We start from the raw sequence: 14,877 nt of genomic DNA on the forward strand, positions 1-14,877 counted from the left end.
CCTAACCCGGCCCGCCTGCCCGTCAGACGTGGGTGGGGGCGAACATCTTCAGGGTGGCCGGAAGGACCAGGAGCGAAGGGCCGGGGGTCTTCAGGGACTTGGCCAGGTCCTCGCCGAGGGACTCCGGGGTGGTCGTGGCCGCCGGGACGCCGAAGGCGGCCGCCAGGGCCACGAAGTCGGGGCGGGTCAGGGCCGTACCCGTCTCGCAGCCGTACTCGCGCAGGATGCCGTACCCGCCGTCGTCCACGATCAGCCAGGTGACGTCCAGGTCGTGCTGGCGGGCGGTGGCCAGGTCGGCGATCGAGTACATCGCGCCGCCGTCGCCGGAGACCGCGAGCACCGGGGTGCCCGGCTCCGCCACGGCCGCGCCGAGGGCCGCAGGGAAGGCGTAGCCGAGGCCGCCCGCGCCCTGCGCCGAGTGCATGGTGTTGGGGTGCTTGGGGTCGAAGGCCGACCAGGCCCAGTAGGACAGGATCGTCATGTCCCAGAACGACGGGGAGCGCGGGGGCAGGGCCCGGCGGACCGAGGCCAGCAGCTGCTGCTCCAGGGTCAGGTCCTGGGAGCCCAGCCGGGCCGCGATGTCGGCGAGGAGCAGGCGGACCCGCTCGGGAGCCTGCGGGTCGGGGCGCTCGGCGACCGTTTCGAGGAGGGCCTGCAGGGCGAGCCGGGCGTCCGCGTGGATGCCGAGGCCCGCGTGGTTGGACTCCAGCTTGCCGAGGTCCGCCTCGATCTGGACGACCCGGCCCTCCGGGAAGAACGTGTGGTAGTTCGAGGACAGTTCGCCCAGGCCCGAGCCGACCACCAGCAGGACGTCGGCGTCCTCCAGGAAGTCCGTCATGTGGCGGTCCTCCAGCCAGGACTGGAGGGACAGCGGATGGGTCCACGGGAAGGCGCCCTTGCCGCCGAAGGTGGTGACGACGGGGGCGTTCAGGCGTTCCGCGAGCTGCCTGAGCTTGCCCGCGGCGTCCGAGCGGACCACCCCGCCGCCCGCGATGATCACCGGGCGTTCGGCGTTCTCCAGCCAGTGCGCGGCCAGCGCGGTCAGCTCCGGGCGCGGGGCCAGTTCGTGCGGGGTCGCGTCCATGCCCGTGACCTGCGGGACGACCGTTTCCGCGCGCAGGACGTCTTCCGGGATCTCCACCCACACCGGCCCGTGCGGGGCGGTCAGCGCCGACTCCCAGGCCTCGGCGATCACGGACGGGACCTGGGAGGGGGTCCGGGCGGTGTGCACGGACTTGACCACGTCCCGGAAGGAGGCCGCCTGGTCGCGCAGCTCGTGCAGGTGACCGCGCCGGCCACCGCCCAGGCCCGGGGTCGGGACCTGCGAGGAGATCGCCAGGACGGGTGCGGACGCCGCCGCCGCCTCGGCCAGGGCCGGGAGCGCCATGAGCGCGCCCGGGCCCGTGGACAGCAGGAGGGGGGCCGCCTCTCCGGTCATCCGGCCGTACGCGTCGGCGGCGAACCCGGCGTTGTTCTCCGTACGCAGGCCCACCAGGCGCAGGTCGGACCGGCCGACGGCGTCGAAGAGGCCGAGCGCGTGCTGGCCGGGCAGCCCGAAGACGGTGGTCGCGCCGAGCGAGCGGAGCGTCTCCACGACCAGGTCCCCGCCCGTGCGGCCCGGCGGCGGCGCGAGCGCGGCCGCCTTCTGGGCTTCGGTGGGACGGAGTACCAGGTCGTGGTCGTGCGTCACGCTCTTACTTGCCCTTCGCCTGCGCCTTCGCCGCATTGATCTGGCGGCTCATGATCGTGGTCAGCTCGTACGCGGTGTGGGAGGCCGCGACCGAGGTGATCTCCGCGTGATCGTACGCCGGGGCGACCTCGACGACGTCCGCCGAGACCAGGTTGCAGGAGGAAAGCCCGCGGATGATCTCCAGCAGCTCGCGGGAGGTCATGCCGCCCGCCTCCGGGGTGCCCGTGCCGGGCGCGTGCGCGGGGTCCAGCACGTCGATGTCGATGGAGATGTACAGCGGGCGGTCGCCGATGCGCTGGCGGAGCTGGTCCGCGACCTCGTCGGCGCCGCGCCGGTAGACGTCGGCCGAGGTGACGATGCCGAAGCCCATCTTGGCGTCGTCGTCCAGGTCCTGCTTGCCGTACAGCGGGCCGCGCGTGCCGACGTGGGACAGCGCCTCGGTGTCGAGGATGCCCTCCTCGACGGCGCGGCGGAACGGGGTGCCGTGCGTGTACTCGGCGCCGAAGTAGGTGTCCCAGGTGTCCAGGTGGGCGTCGAAGTGGAGCAGCGCGACGGGGCCGTGCTTCTTCGCCACCGAGCGCAGCAGCGGGAGCGCGATGGTGTGGTCGCCGCCGAGGGTCATCAGGCGGGAGCCGTTGCCGATCAGGTCGTCGGCGGCGGCCTCGATCGTGTCGACGGCCTCGTTGATGTTGAAGGGGTTCGCCGCGATGTCGCCGGCGTCGGCGACCTGCGCGAGGGCGAACGGGGAGGCGTCCTGCGCCGGGTTGTACGGGCGCAGCAGACGGGAGGCCTCACGGATGGCGTTGCCGCCGAAGCGCGCGCCGGGGCGGTACGAGACTCCGGAGTCGAACGGCACGCCGACGACGGCGACGTCGGCCTTGCCGCCGACCTCGTCGAGGCGGGGCAGCCGGGCGAAGGTCGCGGGGCCCGCGTAGCGCGGGATGCGGGAGGAGTCGACGGGGCCGCGCGGCTGCGTGCTCATGAGGGGCCTTCCGGGGAGGTGTGCGGTGCGGTCCTTCGAGCGTAAACGGACACCCCGGGCACGCGAAGTGTACGTTTCATCCACCTGGCTCCCCTTACATGTACGGAGTATCCACCCATGGAAGCCCCGCCCACCCCGCCGGTACCGCTCGCCCGCCTGCTCGCCGACCGCGAGCTGGGCCTGCGCCACCTGGCCGGCCCCGCCGACGGCGCGGTGCACGGGGTCCACGCCTCCGAGATGACGGACCCGTCGCCGTACCTCCTGGGCGGCGAGCTCCTCCTCACGGCAGGCGAAGGCCTCCCGGGGGCGGAGGCCCGGCCGGCGGGGGCGGGGGCCGGGACGGCTGGGGCCGGGACGGCTGGGTCCGGGACCGCCGGAGCCGTGTCGGCCGAGGCCGGGTCCGGGACCGCCAGTGCCGGAACCGCCGGGGCCGGGACGGCCGGGGCCGGGACCGCTGGGGCTGGGACCACTGGCTCCGGGTCGGCGGAGGCCGGGACCGCCGGGGCCGGGTCGGTGGAGGCCGGGACCGCCGGGGCCGGGTCGGCGGAGGCCGGGACCGCCGGGGCCGGGTCGGCGGAGGCCGGGACCGCCGGGGCCGGGTCGGCGGAGGCCGGGACCGCCGGGGCCGGGTCGGCCGGGGCGGGGACCGCTGGGGCTGGGACCGCTGGGTCCGGGTCGGCCCGAGCCGGGACCACCGAAGCCGGAGCTGGGGCAGGGATGGCCGGAGCCGGGCCGGCAGGAGCCGCGTCCTCTGCCGGGGCCGGGTCGGCAGGGGTGCTGGCCGCTGGGGCGGGGGCGTACGTGGCGCGGCTGGTTCGGGCCGGGGTCGGGGCCGTCGGCTTCGGGGTGACCCCGGTGCACGAGACCGTGCCCGCGGCCTTGATCGAGGCGTGCGAGCGGTACGGGCTGCCGCTGATCGAGGTGCCGCCCGGGACCCCGTTCACCGCGGTCGGCCGGAGTGTCTGGCGGCTGATGGAGCAGGCCCGGACCGCGGAGCTCCGCCGGGTGACCGAGGCCCAGCAGTCGCTGGCGGCGGCCGCGGCCCGCCCGGACCCGGTCCCGGCGGTCCTGCGCCGCCTGGCGGCGACCCTGGGCGGGTGGGCCGGACTCCTCCCCGCCGCCCGGCCGGACGCGCCCCGGGCCGTCCCTCCGGCGGGCGAAGCCGGTGCCACGCCGGGCCCCACCACCGCGCCGAGCGCCCCGAGGCCCGCACCGACCGGGACGCCGACCGCTCCCCCGCCCACCACGAGGACAGCGCCCGGGCCGACTCCCTCCGCACCCGAGGCCGCCGCTACCGGCCAGGAGCAGGCCACAGGGTCCGAGCCCGAGGCAGCAGCCGGGCCGGGAGCAGGGACGGGAGCCGGGACGGCAGCCGGTGCAGCGGCCGGGACCGGAGCCGGGGCGGCTGCTGGGACGGCGGCCGGGACCGGAGCCGGGGCCAAGCCCGAGACAGCAGCCGGGCCGGGAGCCGGGGCAGCAGCCGGGCCGGGAGCCGGGCTCCCTACTGGGACGGGAACGAGGGCAGCTGCTGGGACGGCAGCCTGGGCAGCGACCGGGACCGGAGCCGGTGCAGCGCCCGGGGCGGCGGCAGTTCCGCCGGCCGGGCCGGGAGCCGGGACGGCAGCCGGGACGGGAGCTGGGACGGCAGCCGGGCTGGGGGCCGGGGCGGCTGCTGGGACAGGAGCCGGGACGAAAGCCGGTGCAGCGGCCGGGACGGGAGCCGGGGCCACTGCTGGGACGAGGGCAGCTGCTGGGACGGCAGCCTGGGCGGCGGCCGGGACGGGAGCCAGGGCGGCCGCTGGGATGGCGGTCGGGGCGGCGGTCGGGCTCGGTGTCAGCGCGTCCGGGGCGGCGGCCGGATCGGCGGTCGGGAGGCCGGTTGGGGCCGGCCCCGTCGCCCTCGGCGCCTCGGCCGGATCCGTGCCCGGCCCCGAGGTGCTCGACGCGCTGGGCGCGCTCGCCCGACGGGTCGCGCCCGGCTCCGCGGTCACCGCCACGGCCGCGCACGACGGCCTCCACCTCAGCGTCCACGCCCTCGGCGACGGGTGGGTCCTGGCCGTCGCGACTCCGGCGCGGGCGCCCGGGGACCACACCATCGCCTCGGTGGCGGCCGTGCTGCTGGCGTTGCTCACCGCCCGGCACCCGGCCGGGGCGCAGGCGGCCTCCCTGACCCGGCTGCTGCTGGGCGGCGATCCGGCCGGGGCGCTGGGCCCCGGGCCCTGGTACGCCGTCCACGCCCGCGGCACCGGGGACCCGCGGGCCCTGGCGGCCGCGCTGGGCACCGTACTGCTGGACCCGCGCGGGGACTCCGTACGCGAGGACCCCCCGCACCCGGACCCGGCGCACCCGGGCCCGCACACGGGCCCCCCGCACGCGGACTCCGTACGGCTGCTCACCGACCGCGAGCCCGGCCCGCAGCCCGGATGGCGGCTCGGGGTGAGCGCCCCGGCCCGCCCCGAGGCCCTGCCCGGCGCCGACGCGCAGGCCCGGCGGGCTCTGGAACGGGCCGAAGCGGCCCGTACCCCGCTGGCCCGCCACACGGAGCCCGGCCTCGCGGGCCTGGTCGGCGCGGCCGAGGCCCGGGCCCACGCCGAGGCCCTGCTCGGCCCCCTCTCCCCCGCCCTGCGCGACACCCTGCGCGCCTGGCTGGCCCACCACGGCAGCTGGGACCGCAGCGCGGCCACGCTCGGGATCCACCGCAACACCGTCCGCCAGCGCATCGCCCGCGCGGCCGCGCTGCTGGACTCCGACCTGGACGATCCGGACACCCGGATGGAGCTGTGGTTCGCACTGCGGCACCTCGACGGCCCGGCCGCCCCTTAGGGGGTATCGCCGGCCGTGTCGCGGCGGGCGGCGGGCGGGGCGACGCTGAGGGCATGAACCGGCCGCCGGACAGCCCTTCGGAACCTCCGGGCCCCCCAGACCCCTCGGGGTCTTCGGAGCCCCCGCGCTGGGGCCCGCGCCCACCCGCGCACCCGCCCCAACAGCCGCCTGTGCCACCGCCCCCGTACCCGTATCCGTATCCCCCGCCGCCCCGGCGCCGCCGCCGCTGGCCCTGGGTGCTGCTCGGCCTGCTCCTCCTGATGGTCGGCGGCTGCGCCGCGCTCTTCGCCGTCTTCGTCGGGGAGGTGTCCGAGGAGGCCGCGCGGCCCGCCCGGGTCGCGTACGCGGTCACCGGGAGCGCCTCGGGCGTGGCCATCACCTACTCGACCTGGCGCGACGGGAACCTGTCCACGAGCCAGGTCGGCGACCGGACCCTGCCCTGGACCGAGGAGATCACCACGAAGGGCTTCGTCAAGGGCGGCTCCCTCGTCGTCACGCTGGGCCCCGACGGCGGCACCGCCACCTGCTCGGTGACCGTGGACGACTCCGCACCCATCACGGCGACGGCCACCGGCCCGTTCGCGTCGGCCGTCTGCAACGGTTTCTGAGGGGCGTCCGGGGGATTCGGGCCGACGTGCCCCACCTCACTCTGGACAGCGGGACCAACTCGCCGGTAACTTAATCTGAGCAAGCGCTTAGGTATAGGCGGCGGACTGCCGCGACCGAAGGGAGCCGGCCGTGCGCCGTACCGTTTTCAACGAGGACCACGAGGCGTTCCGCGAGACCATCCGCGCCTTCATCGAGGCCGAGGTCGTCCCGGTCTACGACGAGTGGTTCGCGGCCGGCCAGGCCCCGCGCGACTTCTACTACAAGCTCGGCGAGCTCGGCATCTTCGGGATCAACGTCCCCGAGGAGTTCGGCGGCGCGGGCCTGGACACCCACAAGTTCGAGGCCGTCCTCTACGAAGAGACCTCCCGCGCGGGCGTCAACTTCGGCGGCTCCGGCGTGCACGTGCTGCTCGCCCTGCCGTACATCAAGATGCTGGCCGACGTCGAGCAGAAGAAGCGCTTCCTGCCGAAGTTCGTCTCCGGCGAGGAGATGTGGGCCCTGGCGATGACCGAGCCGGGCACCGGTTCCGACGTCGCGGGCATGAAGACCACCGCGAAGCTCTCCGAGGACGGCACGCACTACGTCCTCAACGGCTCCAAGACCTTCATCACGGGCGGCGTGCACGCCGACCGCGTGATCGTCTGCGCCCGCACCTCCGCCCCCAGCGAGGACGACCGCCGCTTCGGCATCTCCCTCTTCGCCGTGGACACCAAGTCCGAGGGCTACTCCATCGGCCGCAAGCTCGACAAGCTCGGCCTGCGCACCTCCGACACCGCCGAGCTGGCGTTCGTCGACGTGAAGGTCCCGGTCGAGGACCTGCTCGGCGAGGAGAACAAGGGCTTCTACTACCTCGGCGCCAACCTGCCGTCGGAGCGCTGGGGCATCGCCTTCGGCGCGTACGCGCAGTCCAAGGCCGCCGTCCGGTTCGCCCAGCAGTACGTGACGGACCGCACCGTCTTCGGCAAGCCGGTCGCGCACTTCCAGAACACCAAGTTCGAACTGGCCGCCTGCCAGGCCGAGGTGGACGCCGCCGAGGCCGTCGCCGACCGCGCCCTGGAGGCCCTGGACGCCGGTGAGCTCACCGCCGCCGAGGCCGCTTCCGCGAAGCTGTTCTGCACCGAGGTCGCGCACCGCGTCATCGACAAGTGCCTCCAACTGCACGGCGGTTACGGCTACATGAACGAGTACCCGATCGCCCGCCTGTACGCCGACAACCGCGTGAACCGCATCTACGGCGGCACCAGCGAGGTCATGAAGTCCATCATCGCCAAGTCGATGGGCCTGTAAGGGTCCTACCCTTCCCCCATGAACGAGGCACTGACGACTCTCCTCGACCTGCTCGACCTGGAGCAGATCGAGGAGAACATCTTCCGCGGTACCAGTCGTTCCGCGCTGGTACCGCGGGTCTTCGGCGGTCAGGTCGCGGCCCAGGCCCTGGTCGCGGCCGGCCGCACCGTGCCCGAGGACCGCACCGCGCACTCGCTGCACTCGTACTTCCTGCGCGCCGGTGACCCGGGCGCGCCGATCGTGTACTCGGTCGACCGGATCCGCGACGGACGCTCCTTCACCACGCGCCGCGTCGTCGCCGTCCAGCACGGCCAGCCGATCTTCCACCTCTCCGCGTCCTTCCAGACGTACGAGGAGGGGCTCGACCACCAGACCGCGATGCCCGACGCCCCCGATCCGGAGACCCTTCCGACGGCCGCCGAATCCCTCCCGCTCTACCGGGAGGTCTTCCGCAACCCGGGCACCGTGGAACGGCTCATCGAAGCGCGCGGCGCCGTGGACCTGCGGTACGCGACCGTCCCGCCCTGGGGCAGCGTCGGCGAACCGGTCGAACCGCGCTCGCAGGTGTGGTTCCGTACCGCCGGCAAGCTGGAGAGCGACGACGCGCTCCTGCACACCTGCCTGGCCACGTACGTCTCCGACATGACCCTGCTCGACTCGGTGCTGCTCGCGCACGGGAAGGGCGGCTGGGCGGTCGGCGACGTGGTCGGCGCCTCGCTCGACCACGCGATGTGGTTCCACCGGCCGTTCCGCGCCGACGAATGGCTGCTGTACGACCAGGAGTCCCCCTCGGCCGCCGCCGGGCGTGGTCTGGGCCAGGCCCGGATCTGGACCCAGGACGGCAGGCTCGCCGTGACGGTCATCCAGGAGGGCGTGGTGCGCGTCCCGCGCGCGTAGTACGGCCGTCCGGCATAACGTCACACCATGTCCAGCAGCGATGCGATGGTGAACGGAAGCGGAACCGGAACCGGGGGCGGAAGCGGAAGCGGCGGCCCGGGCGAGGACGCCGGCGCGGGCGGGAGCGAGAGCGAGAGCGTCGGCACGGTCGTCGTCGCCGTGATCACGAACCTCGGCATCGCCGCCGCCAAGGCGGTGGGCGGGGTCGTCAGCGGATCGAGCGCGATGCTCTCCGAGGCGGCGCACTCGGTGGCCGACACGGTGACCGAGGTGATGCTCCTGACCGCACTGAAGCGGAGCGCGAAGCCGGCGGACGAGGCGCACCCGCTGGGGTACGGACCGGAGCGGTACATCTGGGCACTGCTGGCGTCCATCGCCACCTTCGTCGGCGGCGCGGTGTTCGCCGTCTACGACGGCATCCACACCCTGATGCACGGGGAGGACCCCGGGAACCCGACGGCGTCCTACATCATCCTGGCCGTCGCCGCCGTCCTGGAGGGCTACTCCCTGCTGGTCGCCTGGCGGCAGGTCAAGGGCGAGGCCGCACGGATGAGCGCACCCCTGGGGCTGTACGTCAAACACACCCCGGACACGGCGGTGAAGGCCGTCCTCCTGGAGAACGTGGCCGCCCTGATCGGGCTGGCCCTGGCCGCGGGCGGCCTGCTCGGGGCGCAGCTCACGGGATCGGGCGTGTACGACGGAGTGGCCTCGCTGCTGATCGGACTCCTGCTGGTGTGGGTGGCGTGGGAGCTGGGCCGCTCGAACGCGCAGTACCTGATCGGGCGGCCGCTGCCGGAGGTGATGCGGGCGCAGGTGCGGGAGGAGCTGCTGTCGGTGCTGCACATCGAGGGCGTGCTGGAGCTGACCACGCTGGTGCAGGGGCCGTCGGAGGTACTGATCGCCGCGAAGATCGACTTCCACGATCTGGCGTCCGCGGCGCAGGTGGAGGCGGCCTGCGAGATCGCCGAGGAGCAGCTCAGGGACCGCTTCCCGGCGATCCGCCGGGTGTACTTGGACCCGACCCCGTCACCGTCCCCGTCCTCTCCCCCCTCCCCCTGACGCACGAGAACGGCGCCCCGGGAGGTCCGGGGCGCCGTTCTGTGGGGTGGTGCGGGGGGGCTTGCCGGGCTTAGCCGAGCTTCGCCTTCAGGTCCTTCTTGACCTGGTTCTTCACCGTGTTCTTGTTGACCTTCTTCACACTCCCGCCCTGACCGACGCCGTCGCCACCGACCGCGGTCGCGTCACCCGTGTTGATGGCATCGGCACTGGAGTCGCCGCCACGGGCGTCGCCGGTGGTGATGGTGCACTTGCCCTTACAGCTACCGACACCACTGTTGGCGTCACCACCACGGGAGTCACCGCCGACGGTCGTGTTCTCCGCGTTGGCGTCGCCTCCGGTGCCGATGCCGTCGGCGCTGTCGTCCTGGAGGACGGACACCGCGTGGTGCGGGGCGGCCGCGGGAGCGGCCATCGCCGTGGCGGGGAGGGCGATGCCACCACCCAGCAGGGCGACGGAAGCGGAAGCGAGGACGATGCGACGGGTCGACAGAAGCTTGAACATGACCGTTCTCCATTCGGAAAAGGAAAGAGGGAAGGGGAGGAATTCGAAGGAACTCCCTGCCCTCCAGTTCTTCCGGTGTTTCCCGGTGAGGGCGTACTTCAAATAAACCCGATGGCGGGAATCGCGTCACGCCACTCACATTCGGGGCTTGACGGAGACAGCCGATCTTGATAACTCCCGAACACGCGGCGGACGCCGGAGGGGCTGGGCCTCTCTCCGGCGTCCATGACACACGACGGCGCCCCGGGAATCCCGGGGCGCCGGCCTTCAGTGTGGCTTGCTGGGCTTAGCCGAGCTTCGCCTTCAGGTCCTTCTTGACCTGGTTCTTGACCGTGTTCTTGTTGACCTTCTTCACGCTTCCGCCCTGGCCGACGCCGTCGCCGCCGACCGCGGTCGCGTCACCGCTGTTGATGGCATCGGCACTGGAGTCGCCACCGCGGGCGTCGCCGGTGGTGATGGTGCACTTGCCCTTACAGCTACCGACACCACTGTTGGCGTCACCACCACGGGAGTCACCGCCGACGGTCGTGTTCCCCGCATTCGCGTCGCCTCCGGTGCCGATGCCGTCGGCGCTGTCGTCCTGGAGGACGGACACCGCGTGGTGCGGGGCCGCCGCGGGAGCGGCCATCGCCGTGGCGGGGAGGGCGATGCCACCACCCAACAGGGCGACAGAAGCAGAAGCAAGGACGATGCGGCGGGTCGACAGAAGCTTGAACATGACCGTTCTCCATTCGGAAAAGGAAAGAAGGAAGGGGGAGGAATTCGAGAGAACTCCCTGCCCTCCAGTTCTTCCGGTGTTTCCCGGTGAGGGCGTACTTCAAATAAACCCGATGGCGGGAATCGCGTCACGCCACTCACATTCGGGGCTTGACGGAGACAGCCGATCTTGATAATTCCCCTATTCGCCGGGGGCTACGGGGGGGGGGGGGCGGCCCTGCGGGGCAAAGTCCCCTACCCGCCCTTCCGCCGTTCCCCGGGCGCTGCCCGGACCCGCGCCTCAAACGCCGGCGGGGCTGGAAGGGGGTCCTGGACTGCGCCCGGACCCCGTGGGGCTCCGCGCCTCGAACGCCAGACGGGCTGACACGGGGTACCGGGCTGAGCCCAAACCTCCTGGGGCTCCGCGCCTCGAACGCCGGACGGGCTGACACGGGGTACCGGGCTGCGCCCGGAGTCCCTGGGGCTCCGCCCCAGACCCCGGTCCTCAAACGCCGGACGGCTGATACGAGCCAGCCCAGCCCCATCCAGCCTCGCCGGCGTTTGAGGCGCGGGGGCGCGGGGGCTGGCCCCCGCAACGGCGCCGCGCCCGGCAACGGGTCCGGGGCGGAGCCCCGGGGAACGGTGGAAGGGCGGGTAGGGGACTCGGCACCGCGCAGCGGCACGCCCCAGGGCCCCGCTGCGCGCGAGGCGCAGGGCACCGGGCAGCGCGCGGGCCAAGGCCCCGCCTCGTACAGCCGGGGGCCGGCCTCCCACCGGCGGGGGCTGGACCGCGTACAGGCGGGGATTGGGCCGCGTACCGCAAGGGCCCCGCCTGCGCGTGTGGCGCAGGGCACCGGGCAGCGCACGGGCGAGGGGCCCGGCTTCGCACCCGCGGGGGCTGGGCCGCGTACAGGCGGGGGCTGGGCCGCGTACAGGCGGGGGCTGGGCCGCGTACAGGCGGGGGCTGGGCCGCGTACCGCAGGGGCCCAGCCGCATGCGGGCAGGGGCCGGGCCCGCGCCGGCAGGCGCCCGGGCCACGTACGGGCAAGCGCCCGGGCCACCTACGGGCAGGGGCGCGGGCCGCGTACGGGCAGCACCGGCCGGGCAAGGGCACGGCCCCGGCCGGCCGAAGGCGCCGTCCCGGCTAGTGCAGGCCCGCCGCCGCGAGGAGGTACGCGACCATCGGGTCGTAGTAGCGGGGGTCGCGGACGTGGTCGTCCAGCGGGACCGCCACCTGGAGGGTGCCTTCGGCCTCGGCCAGGAACAGCGCCGGGTCGTTGCAGTCGGCGTAGCCCACCGCGTCCAGCCCGCGCTGCGCCGCGCAGCCCGCCCAGCCGTGGTCGGCGACGACCAGGTCGGGCTGGGGGCGGCCGTGGGCCGCCAGGGCGTCCAGGATGGCCGCCATCGGCGCCGGGGAGTGGGTGTGCCACAGCGTGGCGCCCCGCTCCAGGACGGCGACGTCGGCGAACTGCCACACGGAGCCCTCGTCGGCGACGAGCCCCGGCGGGATCACCACGATCTCGCAGCCCGCGCCGCGCAGCGCATCGGCGGTGGCCCGGTGTACGTCCAGCAGCCCGCCGGGGTGCCCGGTGGCCAGCAGCACGCTCTGCCGGTCCAGCGCGGCCTTGCGCAGCCGCGTCGCCATCCGGTCCAGGGCGGCCACGGTGAGCTCGGGGTCGATGGTGTCCTGGCCGGCGCGGTGCGCGGGGTCGTCCACGACTCCGCAGCGCTCCGCCATCACCGCGAGCACGTCCTGCTCGTCCGTCCAGCGGTCGCCCAGCTCCAGGCCCAGCCAGTAGTGGCGGTCGCCGTTGGCGAGCTTGCGGTAGTGGGAGAGGTTGTTGTCGCGCGGGGTGGCGACGTCTCCCGCGATCCGCGTGCGGACCAGGTGGTCGATGAGTTCGGCTCGGCTGGGGACAGGCGTCTCTATCGGCATCGGCATGCGGCCCATTCTGCCGCCGCGCGCCCGGAGCCGTCCCTTCCATCCCGCCCGCCGGACACCTCGGCCGCCCCGCCTCATCCCGACAGCGCCCCGAAGGCCCCGTTCGCGAGCCGTCGCAGCAGGGACTCCGTCGCGTCCCGGCCGAGCGCCGCCAGGTGCGGGGTGGAGTTGAGCAGGCCGAAGACCGCGTGCACGGAGACGCGTACCTCCGCCTCGCCCACCTCGGGGTGCAGCTCCCGTACGACGTCGACCCACAGCTCGACGTACTTGCGCTGGAGCTGCCGTACGAGCTTGCGGTCGGCCTCGCGCAGCCGGTCCAGCTCCCGGTCGTGGAGGGTGATCAGCGCCCGGTCGTCGAGCGCGAAGTCGATGTGGCCGTCGATGAGGGAGGCCAGTACTCCGGACGGGTCACCGGCCGCCTCCTCCGCCCGGCGTCGGCCGCCCGTGAGCAGCCGCTCGCTGATGCCGACGAGCAGTTCGGCGAGCATCGCGTCCTTGCCGGCGAAGTGCCGGTAGAGGCCGGGGCCGCTGATGCCCACCGCGGCCCCTATCTCGTCCACGCCCACGCCGTGGAAACCGCGCTCGGCGAAGAGGCGCGCAGCCTCGCCGAGGATCTGCTCGCGCCGGGTCGGGGCGGCTGCTCTGGTGCTCATGGGAATCCATTCTAGACAGCGCCGTTAGCGCTCGTTAACCTAAGTCCCACATGCGTTAACGCTCATTAACCGAGTGAAGCACAACGCACCGAGCAAGGGAGCTCGACCGATGCAGCAGGCACCAGTGCTGACGAGCGCCGCCGACCCGGCGTCCGACGCCTGGCGGGCCAACGAGGCCGCCCACCGCGAGCTCTCCGAGGGCCTGCGGGCCCGGCTGGAGGCGGCCCGGCTCGGCGGCGGGGAGAAGGCCCGTGCCCGGCACACGGCCCGCGGGAAGCTGCTGCCGCGCGACCGCGTGGACGCCCTCCTCGACCCCGGATCGCCCTTCCTGGAGCTGGCCCCGCTGGCCGCCGAGGGCATGTACGGGGGTGCGGCCCCGGCCGCCGGGGTGATCGCCGGCATCGGCCGGGTCAGCGGCCGCGAGTGCGTGATCGTCGCGAACGACGCCACGGTCAAGGGCGGCACGTACTACCCGATGACCGTGAAGAAGCACCTGCGCGCCCAGGAGGTGGCGCTGGAGAACCGTCTCCCCTGCCTCTACCTGGTCGACTCGGGCGGCGCCTTCCTCCCCATGCAGGACGAGGTCTTCCCCGACCGGGACCACTTCGGCCGCATCTTCTACAACCAGGCCCGCATGTCGGGGGCCGGCATCCCGCAGATCGCCGCCGTCCTCGGCTCCTGCACGGCGGGCGGCGCGTACGTCCCCGCCATGAGCGACGAGGCCGTCATCGTCCGCGGCCAGGGCACGATCTTCCTCGGCGGCCCGCCGCTGGTGAAGGCCGCCACCGGCGAGGTGGTCACGGCCGAGGAGCTGGGCGGCGGCGAGGTCCACTCCCGGACCTCGGGCGTCACCGACCACCTCGCGGAGGACGACGCCCACGCGCTGCGGATCGTACGGAACATCGTGGCGACCCTGCCCGAGCGCCAGGCCCTGCCCTGGTCGGTCGAGGCTCCGGAGGAGCCCAAGGTGGACCCGTACGGGCTGTACGGCGCGGTCCCCGTCGACTCCCGCACCCCCTACGACGCCCGCGAGATCATCGCCCGGATCGTGGACGGCTCCCGCTTCCAGGAGTTCAAGGCGGAGTTCGGGCAGACCCTGGTCACCGGCTTCGCCCGGATCCACGGGCACCCGGTCGGGATCGTCGCCAACAACGGCATCCTGTTCTCCGAATCGGCCCAGAAGGGCGCGCACTTCATCGAGCTGTGCGACCAGCGCGGCATCCCGCTCCTCTTCCTCCAGAACATCTCCGGCTTCATGGTCGGCCGGGACTACGAGGCGGGTGGCATCGCCAAGCACGGCGCCAAGATGGTGACGGCCGTGGCCTGCACCCGGGTCCCGAAGCTGACCGTGGTGGTCGGCGGCTCGTACGGCGCGGGCAACTACTCGATGTGCGGCCGGGCGTACTCCCCCCGCTTCCTGTGGATGTGGCCCAACGCCAAGATCTCGGTGATGGGCGGCGAGCAGGCGGCCTCCGTCCTGGCCACGGTCAAGCGCGACCAGATCGAGGGCGCGGGCCAGGAGTGGCCGGCCGAGGACGAGGAGGCCTTCAAGGCCCCGGTCCGGGCGCAGTACGAGGAGCAGGGCAACGCCTACTACGCCACGGCGCGGCTGTGGGACGACGGGGTCATCGACCCGATGGAGACCCGGCAGGTGCTGGGACTGGCCCTGACCGCGTGCGCGAACGCTCCCCTGAGCGACTCGGGCTTCGGCATCTTCCGCATGTGACGTGAGGACCT

At 73.8% G+C, this 14,877-nt stretch carries 11 protein-coding genes and 2 pseudogenes; 7 read left to right on the top strand and 6 right to left on the bottom strand.

Translation table 11 applies throughout. The annotated features are described in order from the left end of the window. Positions 1–22: 22 nt before the first annotated feature. Together ACZ60J_RS20930 and speB are read right to left on the bottom strand one after the other, a co-directional pair. Positions 23–1,690, bottom strand: coding sequence for a thiamine pyrophosphate-binding protein (locus tag ACZ60J_RS20930; RefSeq protein ID WP_469683773.1), 1,668 nt, complete (start codon positions 1,688–1,690; stop codon positions 23–25). 4 nt (positions 1,691–1,694) lie between these two features. Next, positions 1,695–2,672, bottom strand: coding sequence for an agmatinase (speB, locus tag ACZ60J_RS20935; RefSeq protein WP_469683775.1), 978 nt, complete (start codon positions 2,670–2,672; stop codon positions 1,695–1,697). A 717-nt stretch (positions 2,673–3,389) separates the two neighbouring features. On the opposite strand from speB, the pseudogene ACZ60J_RS20940 reads away from it, so the two are divergent. The 6 genes and pseudogenes from ACZ60J_RS20940 to ACZ60J_RS20965 all read left to right on the top strand — a co-directional run. After that, positions 3,390–3,629, top strand: a pseudogene (locus ACZ60J_RS20940) (PucR family transcriptional regulator ligand-binding domain-containing protein); the annotation flags it as partial. Between the two features lie 1,560 nt (positions 3,630–5,189). Beyond that, positions 5,190–5,495: pseudogene (locus tag ACZ60J_RS20945) on the top strand (helix-turn-helix domain-containing protein); the annotation flags it as partial. A gap of 170 nt (positions 5,496–5,665) precedes the next feature. After that, positions 5,666–6,103, top strand: coding sequence for an MmpS family transport accessory protein (locus ACZ60J_RS20950; RefSeq protein WP_469683777.1), 438 nt, complete (start codon positions 5,666–5,668; stop codon positions 6,101–6,103). A gap of 130 nt (positions 6,104–6,233) precedes the next feature. Then, positions 6,234–7,391 (top strand): acyl-CoA dehydrogenase family protein, encoded by a 1,158-nt coding sequence (locus ACZ60J_RS20955; protein WP_469683779.1) that lies wholly within the window; start codon positions 6,234–6,236, stop codon positions 7,389–7,391. 18 nt (positions 7,392–7,409) lie between these two features. Then, positions 7,410–8,288, top strand: a complete 879-nt coding sequence (gene tesB, locus ACZ60J_RS20960; RefSeq protein ID WP_469683781.1) for an acyl-CoA thioesterase II — start codon at positions 7,410–7,412, stop codon at positions 8,286–8,288. A gap of 27 nt (positions 8,289–8,315) precedes the next feature. Continuing rightward, positions 8,316–9,347, top strand: coding sequence for a cation diffusion facilitator family transporter (locus ACZ60J_RS20965; protein ID WP_469683783.1), 1,032 nt, complete (start codon positions 8,316–8,318; stop codon positions 9,345–9,347). A gap of 70 nt (positions 9,348–9,417) precedes the next feature. Here the strand turns inward: ACZ60J_RS20965 and ACZ60J_RS20970 are convergent, their stop codons facing one another. From ACZ60J_RS20970 to ACZ60J_RS20985, 4 genes are all read right to left on the bottom strand, one after another. Continuing rightward, positions 9,418–9,849: a hypothetical protein gene (locus ACZ60J_RS20970; RefSeq protein WP_469683785.1), complete on the bottom strand. Its 432-nt coding sequence runs from the start codon at positions 9,847–9,849 to the stop codon at positions 9,418–9,420. 286 nt (positions 9,850–10,135) lie between these two features. Beyond that, complete coding sequence (locus ACZ60J_RS20975) at positions 10,136–10,567, bottom strand: hypothetical protein (protein WP_469683787.1); 432 nt, start codon at positions 10,565–10,567, stop codon at positions 10,136–10,138. 1,122 nt (positions 10,568–11,689) lie between these two features. Next, positions 11,690–12,496, bottom strand: coding sequence for a phosphatase (locus ACZ60J_RS20980; protein WP_469683788.1), 807 nt, complete (start codon positions 12,494–12,496; stop codon positions 11,690–11,692). A gap of 65 nt (positions 12,497–12,561) precedes the next feature. Then, positions 12,562–13,140 (bottom strand): SACE_7040 family transcriptional regulator, encoded by a 579-nt coding sequence (locus ACZ60J_RS20985; protein WP_469683790.1) that lies wholly within the window; start codon positions 13,138–13,140, stop codon positions 12,562–12,564. A gap of 109 nt (positions 13,141–13,249) precedes the next feature. On the opposite strand from ACZ60J_RS20985, the gene ACZ60J_RS20990 reads away from it, so the two are divergent. Further along, entirely contained in the window at positions 13,250–14,866 is a 1,617-nt protein-coding gene (locus tag ACZ60J_RS20990; protein ID WP_469683792.1) for a carboxyl transferase domain-containing protein, read from the top strand. The last annotated feature ends 11 nt before the right edge of the window (positions 14,867–14,877 follow it).

Source organism: Streptomyces sp. NPDC104226 (genome assembly GCF_055584085.1).